This is a genomic window from Protofrankia sp. CiP3 (assembly GCF_917627345.1).
GTDB lineage: Bacteria > Actinomycetota > Actinomycetes > Frankiales > Frankiaceae > Protofrankia.
The window spans coordinates 14,932-35,278 of sequence record NZ_CAKJTM010000027.1 but is presented as its reverse complement, the minus strand read 5'-3'; the positions used below and the strand labels follow the sequence as shown (position 1 = coordinate 35,278).

Genomic DNA, 20,347 nt, shown 5'->3' with positions numbered 1-20,347 from the left:
CATGCCGGGCTTCCCGTCGCTTGCCGAGCGCATCCTGTCCCGGAAGGCGGGCCGTTCCCTGCGGGCCGGCCAGATCGACGAATTCGAGATCGACCTGGCGCTGACCCACGAGGTACTCGGACCGCCCACATTCCGCACCTTCGAGACGCTGGGGGTGCCGCTCTGGGATCCCGACCGGGTGTACGTGACGATTGACCATTTCGTGCCCGCGGCAACGGTCGCGCAGGCGGAGAACAACCGCGCCATCATCGCCGCCGTCCAGCGGCACGGCATCACCCACACTGGTTTCTACGACGGCCCGAGCCATCAGACCCTCGCCGAGAGCGGGCTGACAGGTCCCGGCGATGTCGTCGTCGGGACCGATTCCCATACCTGCACGGCGGGTGCGCTCGGCAGCTTCGCGACCGGCATCGGCGGTACCGAGATGGCGGGGGTCCTCGCGACCGGGAAGCTGTGGCTGAAGGTGCCGCACGCCATCTCGGTGCGGCTGACGGGGAGCCCACCGACAGGGGTGTCGGCGAAGGACGTCGTCCTGCACCTGCTGCGGGACCTCGGCACGGACGGCGCGACCTACGCCTCGCTGGAGTTCGGCGGTCCCGGCGTGCGGGCCATGCCGATGGACGAGCGCCTCGTGCTCGCGAACATGGCGGTGGAGCTCGGCGCCAAGGTCGGCCTTGTCGAGGTCGACGAGACGACATGGCGCTATGTCGGGCGCGAGCCCGAGCCCGGCCTCGACCTGACCCTGCACGACGGCACTGACTACAGCCGCCGGATCACAGTCGAGCTGTCCGCGCTGGAGCCGCTGTGCGCGGCCCCGCACAGCCCCGCGAACGTCCGGCCGGTCGCGGATGTGGCCGGAGTCGTTATCCAGCAGGCCTACATAGGCTCGTGCACGGGTGGCCGGCTCGCCGACTACCGGTCCGCCGCCCGGATACTGCGCCATCGGCGCGTCGCCGGCTCGGTACGGCTCATCATCACCCCGGCCTCGAAGGTCATCTACCGCGCGATGCTCGCAGAGGGCCTGCTGGAGATCTTCGCGGCGGCCGGTGCGATCGTCGAGCCGCCCGGGTGCGGCCCGTGCGCGGGCCTGCAGGCGGGAGTCCTGGCCGACGGTGAGACAGCGATCACCGCGAGCAGCCGGAACTTCGTCGGCCGGATGGGCAGCGCGGGGGCGAGTATCTACCTGGCGTCGCCGGCAACGGTCGCGGCCAGCGCGACGACTGGAATGATCACCGATCCGCGGGGCCTGTTAGCCGCCGACGAGGTGGTCCGGTGAACATCACGGTGTCCGGCCGCCGCTGGCGGCTCGGTGACAACATCGATACCGACGTCCTGTTCCCCGGCAGTTTCATGACCCTGACCGGCGTGAAGGCCGAGGTCGCGCTCAGGGGCCTCGCGATGCTGCTGCCCGAGATCGTCGACGGGCTCCGGCCGGGCGACGCGATCGTCGCGGGCAGTAACTTCGGGTGCGGCTCCAGCCGGGAGTACGCCGCGAGGGCGCTCAAGGATCTCGGCATCAGCGTCATCCTGGCCCGTTCGTTCGCCCGGATCTTCTTCCGCAACGCGCTCAACATCGGGCTGCCGGTCCTGGAGATCGACCGGGTCGACCTGATCCCCGATGAGGGCCCCCTGCTGGTGGACCTCGCGGCGGGAACCGTGTCGGGCGCGGACGGGAGCGTGACCACCGGCACGGTGCTGGACCCGTTCCTGCTGGATCTGCTGCGTGACGGCGGCCTCATGCCGCGGCTGCGCGCCCGGATGGCGTCTTTGGGCACAGCGGACGGACGAGGGGAGCACGCGTGAGGGACGCACGGAGCTCCGGCGGCACCGCCGGGCCGGAAATCGTCGCGGCCGGGATCGACGGCGCGGCCGGTGTCGACCGGGCGCTGCACGCGCTTGCCGTCATGGGCACGGCGACGCCCCCGCAGTACGTCCAAGCGACGGGCAGGCCAGCCGCCGAGCTGGACGCCTGCGTGGATCGTGGGCTCGCGATGTGCCGACCGCCCAGCGGCCGCTACGGCCTCACCCCAGCCGGCCGGGAACGTCATGCCCGCTGGCTGCCGGCGGCCACCGCTTCGCTGCGTGGGTTGCTGCCGGTCGTCCTCGACGCGTTCCGGCTGGTCAACCGTGACGTCAAGGAGTGCTGCACGCGGTGGCAGCTGCGCGATGGCGTGCCCAACCCGCACGACGACGCCGGCTACGACAGCCGGATCATCGAGGAACTCGCGCCGCTGGCGGTGCGGTGCGCGCAGCTGCTCGCCCCGCTGGCCGTCGTCGAGGAGCGGTTCGCGCGCTACCCGGCGCGGCTCGACGGCGCGCTCGCCCGCGCCCGCGCCGGTGAGGCCCGCGCGGTGACCGGTGTCCTGTGCGGTTCCTTCCACGAGGTGTGGATGGAGCTGCATCGTGACCTGCTGCTGTCGGGCGGGGCCGAACGCTGCGCGGCGGACGAGTGACCGGGGTGACCGGGGTGACCGCGTGCCCGCCGCACGGCGTCAGCCGCTCACCGGCGGCCTGCTCACAGGTAGCACCGCGCGTGGCGCACGACGTCGTGCGCCATCGGCCCCCATGCTCTCGGCGCGGGCAGCCCGGGCCGGGGTGTTCGCCGCGTGACCAGGCAGCACCACTGCAGGAGGTGGGCGGACACGACGTCGGTGGCGTCGGGCGGGCCCCAGCTGTCCGTGCCGCCGTTACTGTGCAGCTCCACCCGCAGCGATCGTCGCGGATGGGTGGCATGCGCCCGCAGCAACGCCCAGGGGGCCGTGCGGTAGCCGAGCTCGGCGACGAGCGGCGCTTCTCCCAGCAGCTCGGCGTCAGCCCCGACCGCATCGGCGATGTCGAGGGTATGTGCCCAGTGCTCCATGGCCCGGGCGAGTCCGAACGTCCGCGCGTCCATACCGAAGCCCCAGGCCACACGCTCCGTCGCGGCAAGCTCGGCCAGCCGTTCCCGCGTCCGGGTGGCGCCGCGCTCCCACCAGCTGACGAGCTCCGCCGTGCTCATGCCCGCGCCGCGCTGGCATCCCGCCGCGGTGAAGGCGTCAGCGCTGGGGAAGGCCGGCAGTTCGGTCGCGAAGGCGCGCGGCCCGTCGGTGAGCGTGTCGAACGCGACCTCCTCGGTGTCGGCGAGGTGGGCGAGCTGGTCGCGGACCGCCCAGCCGGCGGCGGGCGTGGGCGTGTCCCAATCGCCGGCGGAGAGCGAACGGACGACGCGCCGCAGGACCGCGTGGCGGTGGCGCAGCCCCTCGAGCACATCGGCGAACGAGGCGCTCGGGCCGGTGGGATCGGGCGTCACCGCTCACCGGCCCGGCAGCGCGCCGCCGTTGACGTGCAGGAACTGCCCGGTCACGTAGCCCGCGTCGGGCGAGGCCAGGTAATGGATCGCCGCGGCCGCGTCGCCCGGTTCACCGACACGGTTCACCAGGGTCTGCGCGGCACGCCGCGTCCGTTCGTCGTCGGTGGTGTCCTGACCGAAGAACTCGGTGCCCGCGACGAATCCCGGCACGACCACGTTCGCTGTCACCCCGCGCGGGCCGAGTTCGCTCGCGAGCGTGAGGTTCCAGCCGTGCAACGCGGACTTCGCCGCCCCGTAGGAGCCGTTCCCACGTACCGCGGCAAGGCTGCTCACGGTGACGACCCTGCCGCCGGGCGACCGCAGACGCCTGGTCAGCGCGGCTGTCAGCAGGACGGCGACCAGGACGTTGTTGCGGAAGTCGGACGTCCACCGCTCGGCGACGGCGGTCAGGTCGTCTCCGCCGGCCGCCACGCCGCGGGCACCGGCGTTGTTCACCAACACGTCCACCGTGCCGGGCAGCCTGCGGACCGCGGCCTCGACGCTGCGCGGGGAACGCAGGTCGCAGGTGACCGCGTGAGCCCGGGGCCCGAGTTTCTCGGCGGTGGCGGCGAGGACGTTCTCGCGGCGGCCCAGCAGGTATACCTCGGCACCGTCACCGGCAAAAAGCTCAGCGGCGGCGGCACCGATTCCGGTGCCGCCGCCGCTGACGACGACGACGCGGCCCATGCGCCCTCCTCAGCTCTTTCAGCGGAAATAGTCAGTGTTGTCAACGGATACGCCGGAATCCTCGCACGCCCCAGTGCCCAGCGCCTTGTTCGAGCATTTTTCGGAGCGTTCCATGATACTGCCCACTCCCTTGTCGTTCCTTGTTCGGGAGCTGTCCGCCGGGCATCAGCTCGGGGCCCCCGGAAATCTTGTGTCGAGGTGGGGTGGAAAGGCAGTCGGGCTGGCTGGCCTGGTCCGCCTCGGCGCCCGGATACCGGCCACCTGGCTGCTGAGTGTCGATGCGGCGGCCAGCGTCGCGGCCGAGGGCGTCCAGCTGCCGGCCGAGGTCGCTCGGTGGGCGGTGCGTAGTTCCGCCTCCGTGGAGGACGGCGCGCGGTTTTCGTTCGCTGGTCAGTTCCGCACTGAACTCGATCTGTCGCCCGCGGATGTTCCCGAGGCGGTCCGCCGGGTCGTCGCCAGTGCCACTGACCGCGGCCCAACGGCCTACCTGGACCGCACCGGGCTCGGCGTGCCGCCGCGGATGGCTGTCGTGCTGCAGGAGTACCAGGAGCCCACCGCTGCGGGGGTGTGGATCGGGCGTTCGGCCGCCGCGGGCCGGCTGGAGTGGTGCGCGGGGCCCGGCGAGCGCCTGGTCTCGGGCGCGGTCGTCCCGGTCGTCGAGGAGTGGGACCGCGAGGCCGGGCCGGCGGCCCCGGCGGGAGCGCTCGCCAGCTCGACGGGCGCTGTCGGGGCGGCGTGTCTGAGCCTGCAACGGGAGGCTGGCATGCCACTGGACCTGGAGTTCGCCGTGCTGACCGACACCTTGCTGTGGTTGCAGGCACGACCGGTGACGCGCCCCCTGGGGCCGTCCGGCTCAGGCCGTCGTGATACCCGTGCCGCCGCCGAGGGCGCCGCGAACGGGGCCGAACTGCTCCAGGGGTTCGCCGCCGCTGGCGGTGTGGCGCGGGGCACCGGAGCCGTTCTGCTCGACCCACATGACGGGAACTGGCAGCCGGGCGGCATCCTGATCGCTCCCACCACCGATCCCGCCTGGCTGCCGCTGATGGCGACGGCGGCGGGTCTTGTCACAGCGTCGGGAGGCCTGCTGTGCCACGCGGCGATCGTCGCGCGGGAGATCGGTCTGCCCGCGGTGACCGGTGTCGGTGCGGACGTGCTGACGATCGCTGACGGTCGCCTGCTCGTCGTTGACGGCAACGCGGGCATCGTTACCGTGAAAAACTGAGTGGGAACAGCCGGGCCGCGCTTCGCTATCCACAAGATAGTCAACGCTGTTGACGGCATCTCGCGAGCGATTGACAATGGGCAATAACAAACAACAAGATCAAAAATGACAACTAGATCAACCGTGAACGCGAGACGAAACGCTGGTAAGTATCCTGCGGGGTGGTGTTGGTATAAGATACCGCCGGGGCTGATCTGAATGAGCGAATCTGAATGATCTGTACTGGGTGGTCCCGTCGACGAAGGGCACGGGCATGAGCAGCTTATCCACCTCGGCACCAAGTAGTCCGCCCGCGCGCACGCCGCCCGTTGCGGCGGGCTCCTTCTTGCTGGGATCAGCGGCCGAGCTGCGCGGCGACATGCTCGGGGCCTTTCTGCGAGCTTTCGAGAGGTACGGGGACGGTGTTTGCTTCCGTGTCGGGCCACCCGGGCTACGCGAGATATACCTGGTATTTCATCCCGACGCCGTGCAACGCGTGCTCGCCAGCTCCTCGGCCAACTATCGCAAGGACAACATTTTTTACCGGGAGGTCCGCGGCGCGTTCGGCAACGGCATCCTGACCAGCCAGGATGCCGACTGGCAACGTCAGCGGCGGTTCCTTCAACCGCTGTTCACCACCCGGCGGGTGGCCGAGTACGCCGCCGCCATGGGCGGACAGGTCGAGAGCCTGGTGAACGGATGGCGCCGGCGCGGCGCGGGCACCATCGATCTGGATGGCGAGATGACCGGGCTGACGTTGCGGGTGGTGTGTCGCGTCCTGTTCGGCGACGATATTGATCAGGCGCTGCCTGTGATCCGTCGCGAGTTCGGGAGGCTGGCGGAGGCGGTACTACGTCGAGGGCTGGCGCCGATCCGCATGCCGCTGCGCTGGCCCACACCGGTCAACCGCCAACTCGCGCAGGTGCGGAGCGGGCTCTATTCCGTCTGCGACCAGATAATCGCGCAGCGGCGGGCCAGCGGTGCCAGGTACGGCGACCTGCTCGGGCTGCTGCTCGACGCCCGTGACAGCGGTGACGCCCTGACTGACGCTGAAGTGCGCGACCAGGTGCTCATCTTCCTGCTTGCCGGGCACGAGACGACCTCGACCGCGCTGACCTATGCCCTGCACCTGCTCGGCCAGCATCCCGCGGTCCAGGAGCGCGTCCGTGACGAGGCCGACGCGATCGCCGGCATCCCCACCGTGGAGGACGTTCCAGCGCTGCCCTACACCACGATGGTGCTCAAGGAAACCATGCGGTTGTACCCGTCGGCACCGATCATCAGTCGCTGTTCGGTTACGGATGAGGACGTGTGCGGCTACCGCATCCCGGCTGGGAGCGATCTGCTTGTCGTCCCCTGGGTCACCCATCGGCATCCGCTGTTCTGGGACAGGCCGGAGCGCTTCGAGCCGGAACGGTTCACGCCGGAACGGGAGAAGGCGCGCCACCGCTATGCGTGGTTCCCCTTCGGGGGCGGGCCACGCGCCTGTATAGGCCAGCATTTTTCGATGCTCGAATCGACGATCGCGCTGGCCGGGCTGGTCCAGAACTTCACGTTCACCGCACCCGTCGACGACCCCACCTACACCAACCACATCACGCTGCGCCTGACGTCCAGCGTGCCGAGTCTGGTCACGCCACGCTGATGCCGAAACCCGCGGGCTTCTCCCGAGCCGAGGAGCTGGAAAGGCCCGCCGGGCTGAGCTGGCATGCCCACGCTCCGGTTCATTTTCCGATCAGCGCGCCCGGCTGGCGAGGATGCGTTCGGCGTGGCGCAGGACCGGGGCGTCGACCATACGGCCTTCGAACCTGAACACACCGGGGGAGCGGGCCGCGGCGTCGAGTACCCGGCTGGCCCAGTCGATCTCCTCCGGTGAGGGCAGGAAAGCCTGTCGTATGGCGGCGACTTGGCTGGGATGGATGCAGGCCTTCACGGTGAACCCGCTCGCCGCCCCGTTCCGCGCCTCACGGGCGAGCCCCTCGAGATCGGTGATGTTGAGGTAGACCGCGTCGACGGCGACGCGCAGGTGGGCGCCGGCAGCGAGCAGGACACTGGCGCGGGCATGGCGGGCGACGTCGTGGTAGCGGCCGTCGGCGTCCCGGCTGGAACGTCCGCCGAGCGCGGCCACCAGGTCTTCGGCTCCCCACATGATGCCGGCGGTGTTGCTGACGGCGGCGATGGCGGGTGCGGCGAGCACGCCGCGTGGAGTTTCGCACAGCGCGACGACCTGCCGCGGGGCGAGAGCGGCCACCTGCTCGGCGGTCTCGGTCTTGGCCAGCATCACGGTCTGGTAGGGGGTGCCCGCCAGCGCCGCGATGTCCTCAGCGTGGTCGTCGGTGCCGGCCGGGTTGACCCGCACGATCGTCCGCGCCGGGTCGAGCGGGGTCTCGCGCAGCGCCTGGCGCGCCCGCGGTCTGTCCTCAGGTGCCACGGCGTCCTCCAGGTCGAGGATGACGCCGTCGGCCGCCGCGGCGGCCCGCGCATACCGGTCGGGACGGTCGGCGGGACAGAACAGCAGCGCCGGTCCGGGCAGGCGCGCGGTCATCGGGCCACGTCCGGGTCCAGCTCCGGGGCCGGGCCCGTTGGCGGATCGGCGGCGGTGGATCCGCCGCCCGCGTCCGGGCCCGCTGTGTCTGAGTTCGCTGCGTTTGAGCCCGCTGTGTCTGAGCGCAGCATCAGCGCGCCGCGCACGGCGACCGCGACCACCTCGCCATGCTGGTTGCGCGCGGTGTGCTCAAGGGTGACCACGCCCTGTCCCGGCCGGCTGCGTGACAGGCGCTTGTCCAGGACCACTGTTTCAGCGTAGAGCGTGTCGCCATGGAACACCGGCGCCGGGAAGCGGACCTCGGCGAAACCGAGATTGGCGACGGTTGTGCCCTGAGTGAGCTGGTTGACCGACAGACCAACGAGGGTCGACAGCGTGAACAGGCTGTTGACCAGGCGGCGGCCGAAGGGCTGGGTGGCACTCCATGCCTCGTCGAGGTGCAGCGCCTGCGCGTTCATCGTCAACGTCGTGAACAGCGTGTTGTCGGCTTCACTCACCGTCCGCCCAGGCCGGTGCGCGTACACCACGCCGACCTCCAGCTCGTCGAACCACAGGCCGCGCTGTTCCACGCGACGGCGTTGGTCGCTTTCGTCACGCATCGACTCATCTCCGTCGGTTGGCCGTGCTCAGCGGCCGGGCATTGGTTGATGGGCACGCTTGACGGGTCTACCGACGCCGTGCGCCTGGTTTCGATCAAAATCTTCAAAGGCCGAGGTGGTGGGCTATGATCATTTTCTGTACCTCGCTGGTGCCTTCGCCGATTTCAAGGATTTTGCTGTCCCGCCAGTGCCGCGCGACCGGGTATTCGTTCATGAAGCCATAGCCGCCGTGGATCTGGGTGGCCTCCCGGGCGTTGGTCACCGCCGCTTCGCTGCTGACCAGTTTCGCGATCGCGGCCTCCTTCTTGAACGGCAGTCCCGCGGCCATGCGGGCGGCCGCGTCGTAGTAGGCGGTGCGGGCGACGTGGACCCGCGCCTCCATATCGGCAATCTTGAAGGAGATCGCCTGGTTGGCGGCGATCGGCCGGCCGAACGTATGGCGGGTCCTGGCGTAGGCCACCGATTCGTCGACGCAGGCCTGGGCCAGGCCCACAGCCAGCGCCGAGATGGCGATGCGGCCCTCGTCGAGGATGGCCAGGAAGTTCGCGTAGCCGCGCCCCCGCTCGCCGAGCAGGTTCGCCTCGGGTACCCGCACGTCGACAAAGGCCAGCGGGTGGGTGTCGCTGGCGTGCCAGCCCACCTTGGAGTACGCCGGCTCCGCCGTGAAGCCGGGGGCGGGGACCGGCACCACAATGCTGCTGATCTCCTTCGTCCGGTCCGCGTTCCGGTCGTCGCCGCTGGTGCCGGTGACGGCGGTGACGGTGACCAGGCGGGTGATGGTGGTGCCGGAGTTGGTGATGAACGCCTTGGAGCCGTTGATCACCCACATGCCGCTGTCCAGGTAGGCGGTGGTACGGGTGCCGCCGGCATCGCTGCCGGCCGCCGGCTCGGTCAGGCCGAACGCGCCGAGGGCCGCGCCGGAACACAGCATCGGCAGCCATTCGCGTTTCTGCTTCTCGGTGCCGAACCGGTAGATCGGCATCGCCCCGAGCGAACAGCCGGCCTCCAGCGTGATCGCGACTGAGGAGTCAACCCGGGCCAGCTCCTCGATGGCCAGGCACAGGGTGAAGAAGTCACCGCCCATCCCGCCGTAGGACTCGGGGAAGGGGAGCCCGAACAGGCCCATGGCGGCCATCCCAGCGACGACCTCGTACGGGAAGGTTTTGTCCTCGTCGTGCCTGGCCGCCACCGGGGCGACGACCTCGCGGGCGAACTCGGCGACGGTGCGGCGCAGGGACTCCTGCTCGTCGGTGAGGCGGGTGTCAGGCATCGGGCGGCTCCCCGCTTGCGGGTGTGGTGGCCGGCTCGGCCGCGTCCACGACGGCGAGCAACTGGTCAATCCTGACCTGCTCGCCGGGGCTGACGAGCAGGTCCTTGACCTGGCCAGCCACAGGTGCGGCCAGGCTGTGCTCCATTTTCATCGCCTCGACGATGATAAGCGGCTGGCTGGCGGTGACCTGTTCGCCGGTACGGACGTGGACCGCGATGACGGTGCCGGGCATCGGGCTGCGGACCTCGGCGACACCGGCTGAGGCGGCGGTGGTGCGGGCCGCGGGGCCGGCCTCGGTGAGGGCCCACGCGGCTCCGCCGGCCCCGAGCCAGCGGACCTGCCCGTCGCGGGCGTACCACCAGCGCCGGCTGTGCCCGTCCACGGTGACCAGCAGCTCACAGCCGTCGCCGAGGGTGCGTACCGTGGCGGGGTGGGGCTCGCCGTCGTCGATGCCTGCCCCAACGGCGCCTGCCTCAAGCGACCGGGACAACGGGCGGAGCGTCCCGGTCGCGGAGGGCTCACGGCGGATGCTGACGGTAGCGGCCAGCCCGGCGGCCAGCCGGTGGGACGGCCGCCTGCCGGGCGTTCCAGGCGGTGGACCGGTCCCGGCGGCCCCGGGCGTGGCGGCGGGGGTCACGGCGACCTCGGCGCTGCCGCCCGCGGGCAGCGCCACCCGCCAGATCAGGGGAGCCGGTGAGCCGCCGGCCCGCCAGCCGCTGGGGGTATCCCACAGGTCGATCACCGGCCCGGCCGGCTGTGCCTCGACCAGCCGCGCCAGGCCGTAGGCCGCGAGCGCGCCGGCTGGGACGCCGCCGTCGACGAGCCCGGTCAGCTCCCGTTCGACCAGGCCGGTGTCGAGACGACCGGCTACCACGCCGGGGTGGGCAAGCAGCGCCCGCAGGAACGCCACGTTGGTCCTGACCCCGAGGACGGCGGTGCGGGCGAGCGCCGCGTCCAGCCGGGCGAGCGCCGTCGCCCGGTCCGGCCCCCAGGCGATCACTTTGGCGAGCATGGGGTCGTAGTCCGTTCCCACCCGTATGCCTTCGGCCAGGCCGGAGTCGACGCGGATGCTGTCGCCTGCCGGTTCGTGCAGCGCCACGACGGTGCCGCCGGTGGGTAGGAAGCCCTGGGCGGGGTCCTCGGCGTAGACGCGCCCCTCGATCGCGTGCCCGGTCAGGCGCACACCGTCCTGGATGATCGTCAGCGGCCGGCCGGCGGCGATCCGGAGCTGCTCGGCGACCAGGTCGATCCCGGTGACCATCTCGGTGACCGGGTGCTCGACCTGTAGCCGGGTGTTCATCTCCATGAAGTAGAAGCGTCCCGGGTCGTCGGCGCCGACGATGAACTCCACGGTGCCCGCGCCGGTGTAGCCCACAGCGCGGGCGACGTCGACCGCGGCCGCGCCGATGCGGTCCCGGGCCGCCGCGTCCAGCAGCGGCGACGGCGCCTCCTCAATGATCTTTTGATGGCGGCGCTGCAGGCTGCACTCGCGTTCGCCGAGGTGGATGACGTGGCCGTGGGCGTCGGCGAGGATCTGCACCTCGATGTGCCGGGGCCGGGTGACGAACCGTTCGAGGAACAAGGTGTCGTCGCCGAAGGACGTGGCCGCCTCGCGGCGGGCGGCGGCAAGCTCGCCGCGCAGCGCGGCCGGGCCGGTGACCAGCCGCATCCCCTTGCCGCCCCCACCGGCGGACGGTTTCACCAGCACGGGGTAGCCGACCTCGTCCGCGGCGGCGAGGAGGTCGTCGTCGCTCATCCCCGGCTCGGCGCGGCCGGGCACCACCGGGACGCCCGCGGCGGCCACCGTCCGCTTGGCGCGGATCTTGTCGCCCATCACCTCGACGGCGTGCGCGGACGGCCCGATGAAGACCAGCCCCGCGTCGGCGCAGGCACGCACGAAGGCGGCGTTCTCGGCCAGGAAGCCGTACCCGGGATGGACCGCCTGCGCCCCGGTCAGCCGGGCCGCGTCGAGCAGGTGCCGCACCGACAGGTAGGACTGCCGCGCCGGGGCCGGGCCGATCCGCACCGCCTCGTCGGCCTCGCGGACGTGCCGGGCGCCGGCGTCGGCGTCGCTGTAGACGGCGACGGAGCGGATGCCGAGCGCCCGCAGGGTACGGATGACCCTGACCGCGATCTCCCCCCGGTTGGCGACCAGTACGACGTCAAAAGGCGGGCCCGTATCGGTCATATCCGGAAGATGCCGTAGCGGACGGGTCCCAGCGGTGCGTTTGCCGCCACCGACAGGGCCAGCCCCAGCATGGTGCGGGTGTCCAGCGGATCGATCACACCGTCATCCCACAGCCGGGCCGTCGAGTAGTAGGGGCTGCCCTGACGCTCGTACTGTTCGCGGATCGGCGCCTTGAACCCATCCTCAGCCTCCACGCTCCAGTCGTTTCCGCGGGCTTCCAGCTGTTCGCGCCGGACGGTCGCGAGAACGGCGGCGGCCTGGTCGCCGCCCATCACCGAGATCCGCGCGTTCGGCCACATCCACAGGAAGCGGGGTGAGTAGGCGCGACCGCACATCGAGTAGTTACCGGCGCCGAACGAGCCACCGATCACGATGGTGAACTTCGGGACCCGTGCGCAGGCGACGGCGGTGACCATCGTGGCGCCGTGCTTGGCGATCCCGCCCGCCTCGAACTCCCGCCCGACCATGAACCCGGTGATGTTCTGCAGGAACACCAGCGGGATCTGGCGCTGGTCGCACAGCTCGACGAAGTGCGCCCCCTTCACCGCGGACTCGCTGAACAGCACCCCGTTGTTCGCGATGATGCCGACCGGGTGGCCGTGCAGCCGGGCGGTGCCGGTCACCAGCGTCGGTCCGTAGTCGCGCTTGAACTCGGTGAACCGACTGCCGTCGACGATCCGGGCGATCACCTCGCGCACGTCGTAGGGGATCCGGCTGTCGGTGGGCACCAGCGCGTACAGCTCGGCCGGGTCGGCTGCCGGCTCCTCGGCCGGGACGACGTCCCACGGGCGGGGCGCGCGGGGGGCGAGGCTGGCCACGATCGCGCGGACCCGACGCAGCGCGTCGGCGTCATCGTCGGCGAGATGGTCGGTGACCCCGGAGACCTTGCTGTGCAGCAGCCCGCCGCCGAGGTCCTCCGCCGACACGGCCTCGCCGGTCGCGGCCTTCACCAGCGGCGGCCCACCCAGGAAGATCGTTCCTTGGTTTCGGACGATCACAGCCTCGTCGCTCATAGCCGGGACGTAGGCCCCACCGGCCGTGCACGAGCCCAGCACCGCGGCGATCTGCGGGATACCCGCCGCCGACATCGTCGCCTGGTTGTAGAAGATCCGCCCGAAGTGCTCCCGGTCGGGGAACACCTCGTCCTGCAACGGGAGGAACGCCCCACCGGAGTCGACGAGGTAGAGGCAGGGCAGCTGGTTGTGCAGGGCTACCTCCTGCGCGCGCAGATGCTTCTTCACGGTCATGGGGTAGTAGGTGCCGCCCTTGACGGTGGCGTCGTTGGCCACCAGCATGCACTCCCGGCCAGCCACCCGCCCGACGCCGGTGATGATCCCCGCGCCCGGCGCCTCGTCGGCGTACATGCCCCAGGCGGCCAGCGGTGAGAGCTCCAGGAACGGGCTGCCACGGTCGAGCAGGGTGTCGATCCGTTCGCGAGGCAGCAGCTTGCCCCGGCTCACGTGGCGGGCTCGGGCCTCCCGCGACCCGCCCTGGGCGGCCGTCGCCAGGGCGGAGCGCAGGTGGGCGACCAGCGCGCGGTGCGCCGCCGCGTTGCCGGTCCCGTCCGTACCGGAGGGCGCGCCCGAGGTGTGCCCGGACGCGGCTGACCGGAGAGTGTTCATCTGATCGCCCTCATCGCCTGCCTGCCTGCTCGAAGGTGCGGATGCGGTTCAGGTATTCCGCCCATCGTCCACGCCCAGAAGCTGTCCGGTGCGTGCCCGGCCTCCTGACGAGAGCAGGAACGCGCAGGCCGCGGCGATGTCCTCCGGCTGGCCAGCCTGTACGGGCCGGCCGCCGTGCTTCTGGCCTCCGGACCCCCGGCTGCTGGCCAGCGGCGGGCCGGATGGCTCCCCACGTCGTTCTCCGCCGGCATCCTGTTGCTGTCCGTCTCACTCTGCCTTGCACTGCCTCGCTCCGCTCTGGCCCGGAGGGCTGATGAGCACTGCGGATCAGCTCGGCCGGGGCGTGTCTGCCAAGAGCTGCGCTCGCCAGTCGGCGAACCGTCGGCGCATCTCAGCGACCGAGCCGGGATCGGCTTTGTACTCGGCGAACGCGGTATCGGTGATCTGCGTCAGCGCGCCGAGCGCGTCCGCGAAGACCAGCGGGTCGAAGCCCGGGTCGGTCGCGGCGGCGAGGTCGAGCGATTCCCGCCGCGTGTAGCGACCGCTCATGATTGCTGCGTCGACGTCAAGGAAGTCGCGTTGCATGGCCCGTCCGAACAGGGCGCACATCTTGTTCGCGATGGCGTCGTCCGCGTGCAGGACGGGCCCGATGTCCAGCAGGACCGGATCGTGCGCCCGCCAGTCCGCCGAGAGTTCCACCTTCTCGACCGCGCCGTCAGCACGATCCGTCACCATCAGCCGCACGAAGGTCTCGGCCCGCATCGCGACGGTGGTTGTATACCCCGTCTCGTCGAGCGCGGCGATGACCGCGGACGCGAGCTGTGGGAACTCGTCGCGGTGGTGCCAGCTGGTGAACAGATCGACGTCGCCGCTCGGGCGGGCGCCGATTCCATGGGCCTGGACCGCGTAGCCACCCGCGAGCGCGAGCCCGTACCGCGCCCCGGCGGCCAGGGCAATCTTCGCGATCTTCTCATGCCGTGGTTCCACGGTCTACGCGGCGGTAGCCCGACTGATGTCAGCGAGAACCGGGAACCTCTGCTCCCAGGCTGCCCTGAGCGGTACCGGCAACCACAGCAGCGCCCACAGCCGCCGCAGCATCGCGCCATCCAGGTAGGTGTAGAGGTCCTGCGGGCTGGCTGCCTCGATCAGGACAGCACGGTAGAGGTCGACGATCCTGCCAGGAGCGTCGAGATCGTATTCCGCGCTGCCCGACCAGTCCAGATGCGTGGGTAGGCGGACGATGCCGGACGACGGCCCACGCAGCAGGTCCAAGTCTCCCGTGACCGTGTACGGCCGCTCGAAGCGGGGCGTCGCCGTGCGAGGCGTGTCGGCCATGCTCCTCAGCCTATCGCCGCGGACGATCGTGCTCTGGAGTTCCCGCAGTATGTGCCGTGACCACAGGGGGCGGTAGAGATCGGCGATCGTGAGGCGGAGCAGGCTGTCGCGCAGGGCCATCTACCATTACCCTACAGTGATCCATGGCGATCGCCTGGCGGCATCTGGACGAGCCCGACTTCGATCTGTTGCGGGCGTGGCTGGAGCAGCCGCACGTCGCCCGATGGTGGAACCATGAGACCACTGTCGAGGCCGTCCAGCGCGACTTCGGCCCTGCCGCCCGTCGCGAGGAGCCGTCCGAGGATTTCCTCGCCCTGCTCGATGGCCGGCCGTTCGGGCTGGTGCAGCGGTGCCGCATCGCCGACTATCCGGAGTACTACGACGAGTTGGCGCCGGTCGTGGAGGTCCCCGCCGGGGCGATGAGCATCGACTATCTGATCGGCGAGCCGGCACGGACCGGCTGCGGCCTGGGGCCCAGGATGATCGCCTCGATGGTCACGAGAACCTGGTCCGATCACCCGGATGCAAGCTGCGTCGTGGTGCCGGTCGTGGCAGCCAACCGGGCGTCCTGGCGGGCGCTGGAGAAAGCCGGCCTGCGGCGGGTCGGGGAGGGGCCGATCACCCCGGACAACCCCGTCGATGATCCCCTGCATTACGTGTATCGCGTGGACCGTGGCGGCTCCTCGGTCCCGTGACGGCTACAGCCACCAGAGCGCCGTCCAGAGTGCCGGAACGGCTCGGCAAGAGGCAGCGGCTGGGATGGGCGCGTCGAGAGGGACGCGTGCGTCGCCTGGCCGGTACCCGCGGGGCCGTAGGGCGGCCGGTGACGGGTGCGCGCTGCTACGGATGCCGCATTGTGGGCTAATGTCGCGGGCTGGGATCAGCGGGGTTCGTCGGCAGCGTGAGGGCCGTCGTTCGGGCCTGGCTGCGAGAGCAGTGGGGAGACGGGGTGCGGGACAGGCGTTGGACGACGGTCACGGCGTCGCAGTTCCCGCATGAGCGGGAGGCGCTGGAGCATGTTCAACGGCTGCTGCCAGACGCCGAGCCGTACCGGGCCTGGTCGAACTTCACCTTCGTCGCGTCGACCGGGCACCTGCGCGAGGTCGACCTGCTCGTTGTCGCCCGCGGCGGGGTGTACCTCATCGAGATCAAGAGCTGGGCGGGCCGCCTGACGGCCTCCGGGCCGAACTGGGTCCAGCACCGGCCGTCCGGCGGCGACCTGATCTTCGACAACCCGTTGATCCTCGCGAACCAGAAGTCCAAGGAGCTCAAGCACCTCCTGGAGACCGCGGCCCGCGCGCAGGGACTCGGCAAGCTGCGGATGCCGTTCTTCCAGCCGGCGGTCTTCCTCTCGAACGGGATGTTGAAGGTCGAGCTGCCGGACTTCCAGCTGCACGGGATCTTCGGCCCGGAGCCCCACAACGGCGGCGCCCCGGTGCGGGCGGGCACCGCGGGCGCGCTCCCGCCGATCTGGTCGGGCCTGCTGGACGCGCCGCTGCGCGACGAACGCCATCGGATCAGCCCGGAGACGTCCAGGCGGCTCGCGACGCTGCTCCCGGCCGCCGGGATCGCGCGCAGCGGGCGCCACCGGCGTGTCGGCGCGTGGGAGCTGGAGTTCCCGGCCTTCGAGTCCGGCCCGACGTGGCAGGACTACCACGCCCGGCACACGCAGATGGCCTCCGCGCGCCGCCGCGTGCGGATCTACCTGGTGGAGACGGGAGCGGGCGAGGCCGAGCGCCGCACCCGGGAGGCGGCGGCCACGCGTGAGTTCCTCGTCCTCAACGGGATCGACCACCAGGGCATCGTCCAGGTCGACGGCTTGGAGCAGCATGAGGCCGGCCCGGCGCTGATCTTCCGCCACCACCCCGACGAGATGCGCCTCGACCACTACCTCGCCCGCTACGGCGACCGGCTCGACGCCGGCACCCGGCTGCGCATGATCCGCGAGATTGCCGAGACGCTCGACTACGCGCACGGCCGCCACCTCTACCACCGGGCGCTCGCGGCCCGCAGCGTTCTCGTCGTGCCGTCCACCCGCCGCGGCGAGGACCAGGCGGAGAGCGAGCGGCGCTGGCTCTCCCCCCGGCTGGTCATCAGCGACTGGCAGGCAGCGGCCCGCGACATCGACGCGTCGACGGGGCAGCTGACCGGCTCGATGACGAAGACCTCGGTCGCGCTCGCCATCGAGCCCGCGCACCGGTTCCTGCCACAGCTGGAACGGGCCGCGGAGAGCTACCTCGCCCCCGAGGTCGACGCCCCGTACCCGGACCCGGTCGGCATCGACGTCTTCGGCCTGGGCGCGCTCGCCTACCTGATCCTGACCGGTGAGGCCCCCGCGCCAACCCGCAACGCGCTGAAGGCGCGGCTCGCCGAGGCCGGCGGGCTGTACCCGTCAGCGGTCGTCGACTCGCTGTCCGAGACGGCGAACGACCTGGTCGCGCTGGCCACCCGGGCGAAGCCGGAGGACCGCTTCGCCACCGTCGGCGAGTTCCTCGACTGGCTGGAGCTCGTCGTCGAGGAGTTCACGGCGCCGGCCGTCGCGGCACCGGAGAGCGCGACCACACCGGCGGTCGACCTGCCGCCGGAGCCGGCGCCGGAGCTGGACCCGTTGGAGGCCGAGCGCGGTGACCTCGTCGGCGGGGAGTGGCGGATCAGGAGCCGGCTGGGTACCGGCTCGACGAGCCGCGCGTTCCTCGCGCGCAACGAGAAGACGAACCGCGACGAGGTCCTGAAAGTCGCGCTCTCCGACGAGCGGGCGGCGCGGCTCCAGCACGAGGCGGACATGCTGGGCCGCCTCGGCGACTCGCGGGTGATCCGGCTGGCCCGGCAGGACACCCTCGTCATCGGCGGGCGCACCGTGCTCGTCCTCGACCACGCGGGCGAGCAGACCATGGCCCGCAAGCTGCGCGAGGGCCGGCTCTCGGTCGACGAACTGGAGATCTTCGCAGGCGACCTGTTCGTCGCCGTCGACTACCTCGACGGCGAGGGCGTCGCGCACCGCGACCTCAAGCCCGACAACATCGTCCTGCGCCGCCGGCCCAACCGGACCTGGCAGCTGGTGCTCATCGACTTCTCGCTGGCCAACCACTCCGTGCGCGACACGGCCGCTGGCACGCCCCGCTACCTGGACCCGTTCCTCGGCGCCGGCACCCGCACCACCTACGACGACCAGGCCGAGCGGTACGCCCTGGCGGTCACGCTGCACGAGATGGCCTCCGGCGAGCTGCCGCTGTGGGGCGACGGCTCCACCGAGGCGCGGTTCACCGAGGGCCCGCCGACGGTGGCGACCGAGGCGTTCGACCCGGCGATCCGGGCCGGCCTCACCTCTTTCTTCCTGCGCGCGCTCGACCGGGACGCGGGAAAGCGGTTCGGCTCGCTGAAGGACATGCGCGACGCCTGGCTCGCCGTCTTCCGCGCCGCCGACTCGACGCCGCCGGTGCCAAGCGTCCACCCGGCCGTCGGCAAGCAGCCGCTGACCCCGGACCAGGCCGCGGCCCAGGCGGCCGAGGACACGCCGCTCGAGCAGGCCGGCCTGTCACCGCGCGCGGTCTCGGCGGCGCACCGGCTCGACGCGACGACCGTCGGCGACCTGCTCGACCTCGGCTCGAAGGACATCATCAGCCTGCCCGGCCTGGCCGGTAAGACCCGCCAGGAACTACAGACCCGGATCCGGCAGTGGCGCCGCGCGCTCACTCCGGCTCCGCAACCCCCGCCGGCGGACGCGCCACCGACGGCCCAGCCCACGACGGCGACGGACTACGCCCGGATGCCGGTCGAGGCGGTGGCCGCCCGGCTACTGCCCCGTTCTACGCGGGCCATCACCGAAGCCGACGCGACCCGCCTGCTGCTCGGCCTGCCAGACGCCGCCGGCACGCTGCCGGACCTGCCCCTCTGGCCGGGACAGCAACTGGTCGCCGGGCGGGTCGGGGTGACGCCGGGCCGGATCGCCCATGTGCTGATCGCGCGGCGCAAGGCCTGGCACGCCGACGCCGCCGTCCGTTCGGTGCACGACGAGCTGGTCGAGATCCTCGCCGACGCCGGCCGGGTGATGGGTTTCGACGAGCTGGTCACCGCGGTGCTCGCCCGCCGGGGCAGCTCCCCGGGGACGAGCGCGCCGCGGGCGCGGGCGGCTGCGGTCGTCCGGGCCGCGCTGGAGACCGTCGACCTGGACTCCGAGCCGCGGATCGCCCGGCGGAAGTACTACGAGCGGATGCTGGTCGCCCTGGAGGTGACCGAGGCCGACGGCCCGGCCACCCCGTCGGCGCCGGCGCTGCTCGACTACGCGGTGGCGCTCGGCAAGGCCGCCGACCGGCTGGCGAGGGCCGAGGAGCTCCCCAGCCCGGCGACCGTGCTGCGCGAGCTCGCCGCGGACAGCCCAGGCGGGATGCCGGCGCTCGACGCACCGCGCCTCGTCCGGCTGGCCGCTGCCACGTCCCGCACCGCCGCGACCAACGCCCGCCTGGAGATCTACCCGCGCGCCCTGGGCCTCGTCCGGGCGCTGCGGCTCTCCCAGGCCGGCGTCCTGTCGGCCCGCCCTGGCGGTATCCCGGTACAGACCGCCGGGTCCGACGAGCGCGCCGAACGGCCTCTACTGCTTGTCGACACGATCCACGAGCGGGTGCTGGCCCGGTTCCCGGGGCTGGACACCGAGCTGCCGCCGCATCCGCGGCTCGACGGCCCGCTGCGTGACGCCGGGTTCACCCTCGACTGGGAGCACGCCCGCGGCGGCTACGCGCCGCCGCACGGCCTGTTCTCCTCGATGGGCCTCGGCTCCCGGCCGACACCGGTCGTCCGCCAGCCCACCGACCTGGGTGGCTGGACCGGCCGCTCGGCGCTGACCGACGACGGCCCCGGCCGGGTCGCCGCAGCAACCGTCGAGCAGCGCCTGGCCGCTGCCGCCGAGACCGGCGGGTTCCGGGCGCTCACGGTCCGGCGCAGCCACTACCTGACGGCACGTGCCGAGCTGGCGAAGCCGCACCGGTTCGCCGCCGAACTGGTCGACGTCGCCGCCGTGTTCCTCGACGCGCTGCACGCCGAGGTCGACCCGAGGCCCAAGCCGACGTGGGCGACGATCCTGCGCGCAGACACCGCCGAGCCCGGCAGCCGGGCCGCCGCGAACCTCGCCGAGTACGTGCGGCTCGCCTGGGAACGCGCCGCGCCGCTACTCACCGAACTGGTTGACGCCCCCGCCGGCCGGACCGGGCCGGGCGGGCAGCCCGCACCGCTGCTGCTGCACGACGCCGGCGTCTTCGGCCGGTACGACGGCCGGGGGCTGGACGTGCTGTTCACACTCGCCGAGCGGGCGCGAGCGCAGGCCGGCGGCCGGCCGCTGTGGCTGCTCTGCCCGACGACCGAGCCGAGCCTGCCACCACGGCTGGACGGCGCGCTCGTGCAGCTGGTGACCGGCAGTGACTGGGTGCCGCTGCCGGACGCGTGGGTGGCCAACCTGCACCGCGCCGCGGGCGACGAGCCCGGCCTGGCCGCGTCGTAGCGGCTCCTGATACTCCGCGATCAATGCGCGGGCCCTACCCGTTGCCAGCGACCGCCGAGACAGCGGATCTTTCGTCTTGTT

At 71.7% G+C, this 20,347-nt stretch carries 16 protein-coding genes and 1 pseudogene; 7 read left to right on the top strand and 10 right to left on the bottom strand.

Translation table 11 applies throughout. The features are described 5' to 3' along the window. Position 1: 1 nt before the first annotated feature. The 3 genes from MJ797_RS12300 to MJ797_RS12290 are packed head-to-tail and all read left to right on the top strand — an operon-like array spanning position 2 to position 2,453. Positions 2-1,276 carry a 3-isopropylmalate dehydratase large subunit gene (locus MJ797_RS12300; protein WP_239334472.1) on the top strand — a complete coding sequence of 425 codons (1,275 nt, stop codon included), beginning with the start codon at positions 2-4 and terminating at the stop codon, positions 1,274-1,276. After that, positions 1,273-1,803, top strand: coding sequence for a 3-isopropylmalate dehydratase (locus MJ797_RS12295; protein WP_239334471.1), 531 nt, complete (start codon positions 1,273-1,275; stop codon positions 1,801-1,803). The genes MJ797_RS12300 and MJ797_RS12295 overlap by 4 nt, the downstream gene beginning before the upstream one ends. Further along, the gene (locus MJ797_RS12290; RefSeq protein WP_239334470.1) at positions 1,800-2,453 is read left to right on the top strand and encodes a hypothetical protein; all 654 of its coding nucleotides are present in this window, start codon (positions 1,800-1,802) and stop codon (positions 2,451-2,453) included. The genes MJ797_RS12295 and MJ797_RS12290 overlap by 4 nt, the downstream gene beginning before the upstream one ends. 62 nt (positions 2,454-2,515) lie before the next feature. On the opposite strand, the gene MJ797_RS12285 is transcribed toward MJ797_RS12290, so the two are convergent. Together MJ797_RS12285 and MJ797_RS12280 are read right to left on the bottom strand one after the other, a co-directional pair. Further along, positions 2,516-3,289, bottom strand: a complete 774-nt coding sequence (locus MJ797_RS12285; RefSeq protein WP_239334469.1) for a maleylpyruvate isomerase family mycothiol-dependent enzyme — start codon at positions 3,287-3,289, stop codon at positions 2,516-2,518. A 3-nt stretch (positions 3,290-3,292) separates the two neighbouring features. Then, the gene (locus tag MJ797_RS12280) at positions 3,293-4,015 is read right to left on the bottom strand and encodes an SDR family NAD(P)-dependent oxidoreductase (RefSeq protein ID WP_239334468.1); all 723 of its coding nucleotides are present in this window, start codon (positions 4,013-4,015) and stop codon (positions 3,293-3,295) included. A 112-nt stretch (positions 4,016-4,127) separates the two neighbouring features. On the opposite strand from MJ797_RS12280, the gene MJ797_RS12275 reads away from it, so the two are divergent. Then, on the top strand, positions 4,128-5,237 hold the full coding sequence (locus MJ797_RS12275) for a PEP/pyruvate-binding domain-containing protein (RefSeq protein WP_239334467.1): 1,110 nt from the start codon (positions 4,128-4,130) through the stop codon (positions 5,235-5,237). Between the two features lie 253 nt (positions 5,238-5,490). After that, the gene (locus MJ797_RS12270; protein WP_239334466.1) at positions 5,491-6,861 is read left to right on the top strand and encodes a cytochrome P450; all 1,371 of its coding nucleotides are present in this window, start codon (positions 5,491-5,493) and stop codon (positions 6,859-6,861) included. Between the two features lie 90 nt (positions 6,862-6,951). Here MJ797_RS12270 and MJ797_RS12265 read toward each other — a convergent pair whose 3' ends face one another. From MJ797_RS12265 to MJ797_RS12230, 8 genes and pseudogenes are all read right to left on the bottom strand, one after another. Continuing rightward, the gene (locus MJ797_RS12265; RefSeq protein WP_239334465.1) at positions 6,952-7,761 is read right to left on the bottom strand and encodes a CoA ester lyase; all 810 of its coding nucleotides are present in this window, start codon (positions 7,759-7,761) and stop codon (positions 6,952-6,954) included. Continuing rightward, positions 7,758-8,360, bottom strand: coding sequence for a MaoC family dehydratase (locus tag MJ797_RS12260; RefSeq protein ID WP_239334464.1), 603 nt, complete (start codon positions 8,358-8,360; stop codon positions 7,758-7,760). The genes MJ797_RS12265 and MJ797_RS12260 overlap by 4 nt, the downstream gene beginning before the upstream one ends. A gap of 103 nt (positions 8,361-8,463) precedes the next feature. Further along, positions 8,464-9,630: an acyl-CoA dehydrogenase family protein gene (locus MJ797_RS12255; protein ID WP_239334463.1), complete on the bottom strand. Its 1,167-nt coding sequence runs from the start codon at positions 9,628-9,630 to the stop codon at positions 8,464-8,466. After that, positions 9,623-11,818, bottom strand: coding sequence for an acetyl-CoA carboxylase biotin carboxylase subunit (locus MJ797_RS12250; protein WP_239334462.1), 2,196 nt, complete (start codon positions 11,816-11,818; stop codon positions 9,623-9,625). Before MJ797_RS12250 ends, MJ797_RS12255 begins: the two co-directional genes overlap by 8 nt. Continuing rightward, a complete protein-coding gene (locus MJ797_RS12245) occupies positions 11,815-13,440 on the bottom strand; it encodes a carboxyl transferase domain-containing protein (RefSeq protein WP_239334461.1) in 1,626 nt (541 codons plus the stop codon). The genes MJ797_RS12250 and MJ797_RS12245 overlap by 4 nt, the downstream gene beginning before the upstream one ends. A 48-nt stretch (positions 13,441-13,488) precedes the next feature. Continuing rightward, positions 13,489-13,593: pseudogene (locus tag MJ797_RS27475) on the bottom strand (short-chain dehydrogenase); the annotation flags it as partial. 174 nt (positions 13,594-13,767) lie between these two features. Then, on the bottom strand, positions 13,768-14,427 hold the full coding sequence (locus MJ797_RS12235) for a nucleotidyl transferase AbiEii/AbiGii toxin family protein (RefSeq protein ID WP_239334460.1): 660 nt from the start codon (positions 14,425-14,427) through the stop codon (positions 13,768-13,770). Between the two features lie 3 nt (positions 14,428-14,430). Continuing rightward, positions 14,431-14,895, bottom strand: coding sequence for a hypothetical protein (locus MJ797_RS12230; RefSeq protein WP_239334459.1), 465 nt, complete (start codon positions 14,893-14,895; stop codon positions 14,431-14,433). Between the two features lie 23 nt (positions 14,896-14,918). Between MJ797_RS12230 and MJ797_RS12225 the strand changes: the two genes are divergently transcribed. Together MJ797_RS12225 and pglW are read left to right on the top strand one after the other, a co-directional pair. After that, positions 14,919-15,470, top strand: coding sequence for a GNAT family N-acetyltransferase (locus tag MJ797_RS12225; protein ID WP_239334458.1), 552 nt, complete (start codon positions 14,919-14,921; stop codon positions 15,468-15,470). A gap of 206 nt (positions 15,471-15,676) precedes the next feature. Further along, a complete protein-coding gene (pglW, locus tag MJ797_RS12220) occupies positions 15,677-20,266 on the top strand; it encodes a BREX system serine/threonine kinase PglW (protein WP_239334457.1) in 4,590 nt (1,529 codons plus the stop codon). The last annotated feature ends 81 nt before the right edge of the window (positions 20,267-20,347 follow it).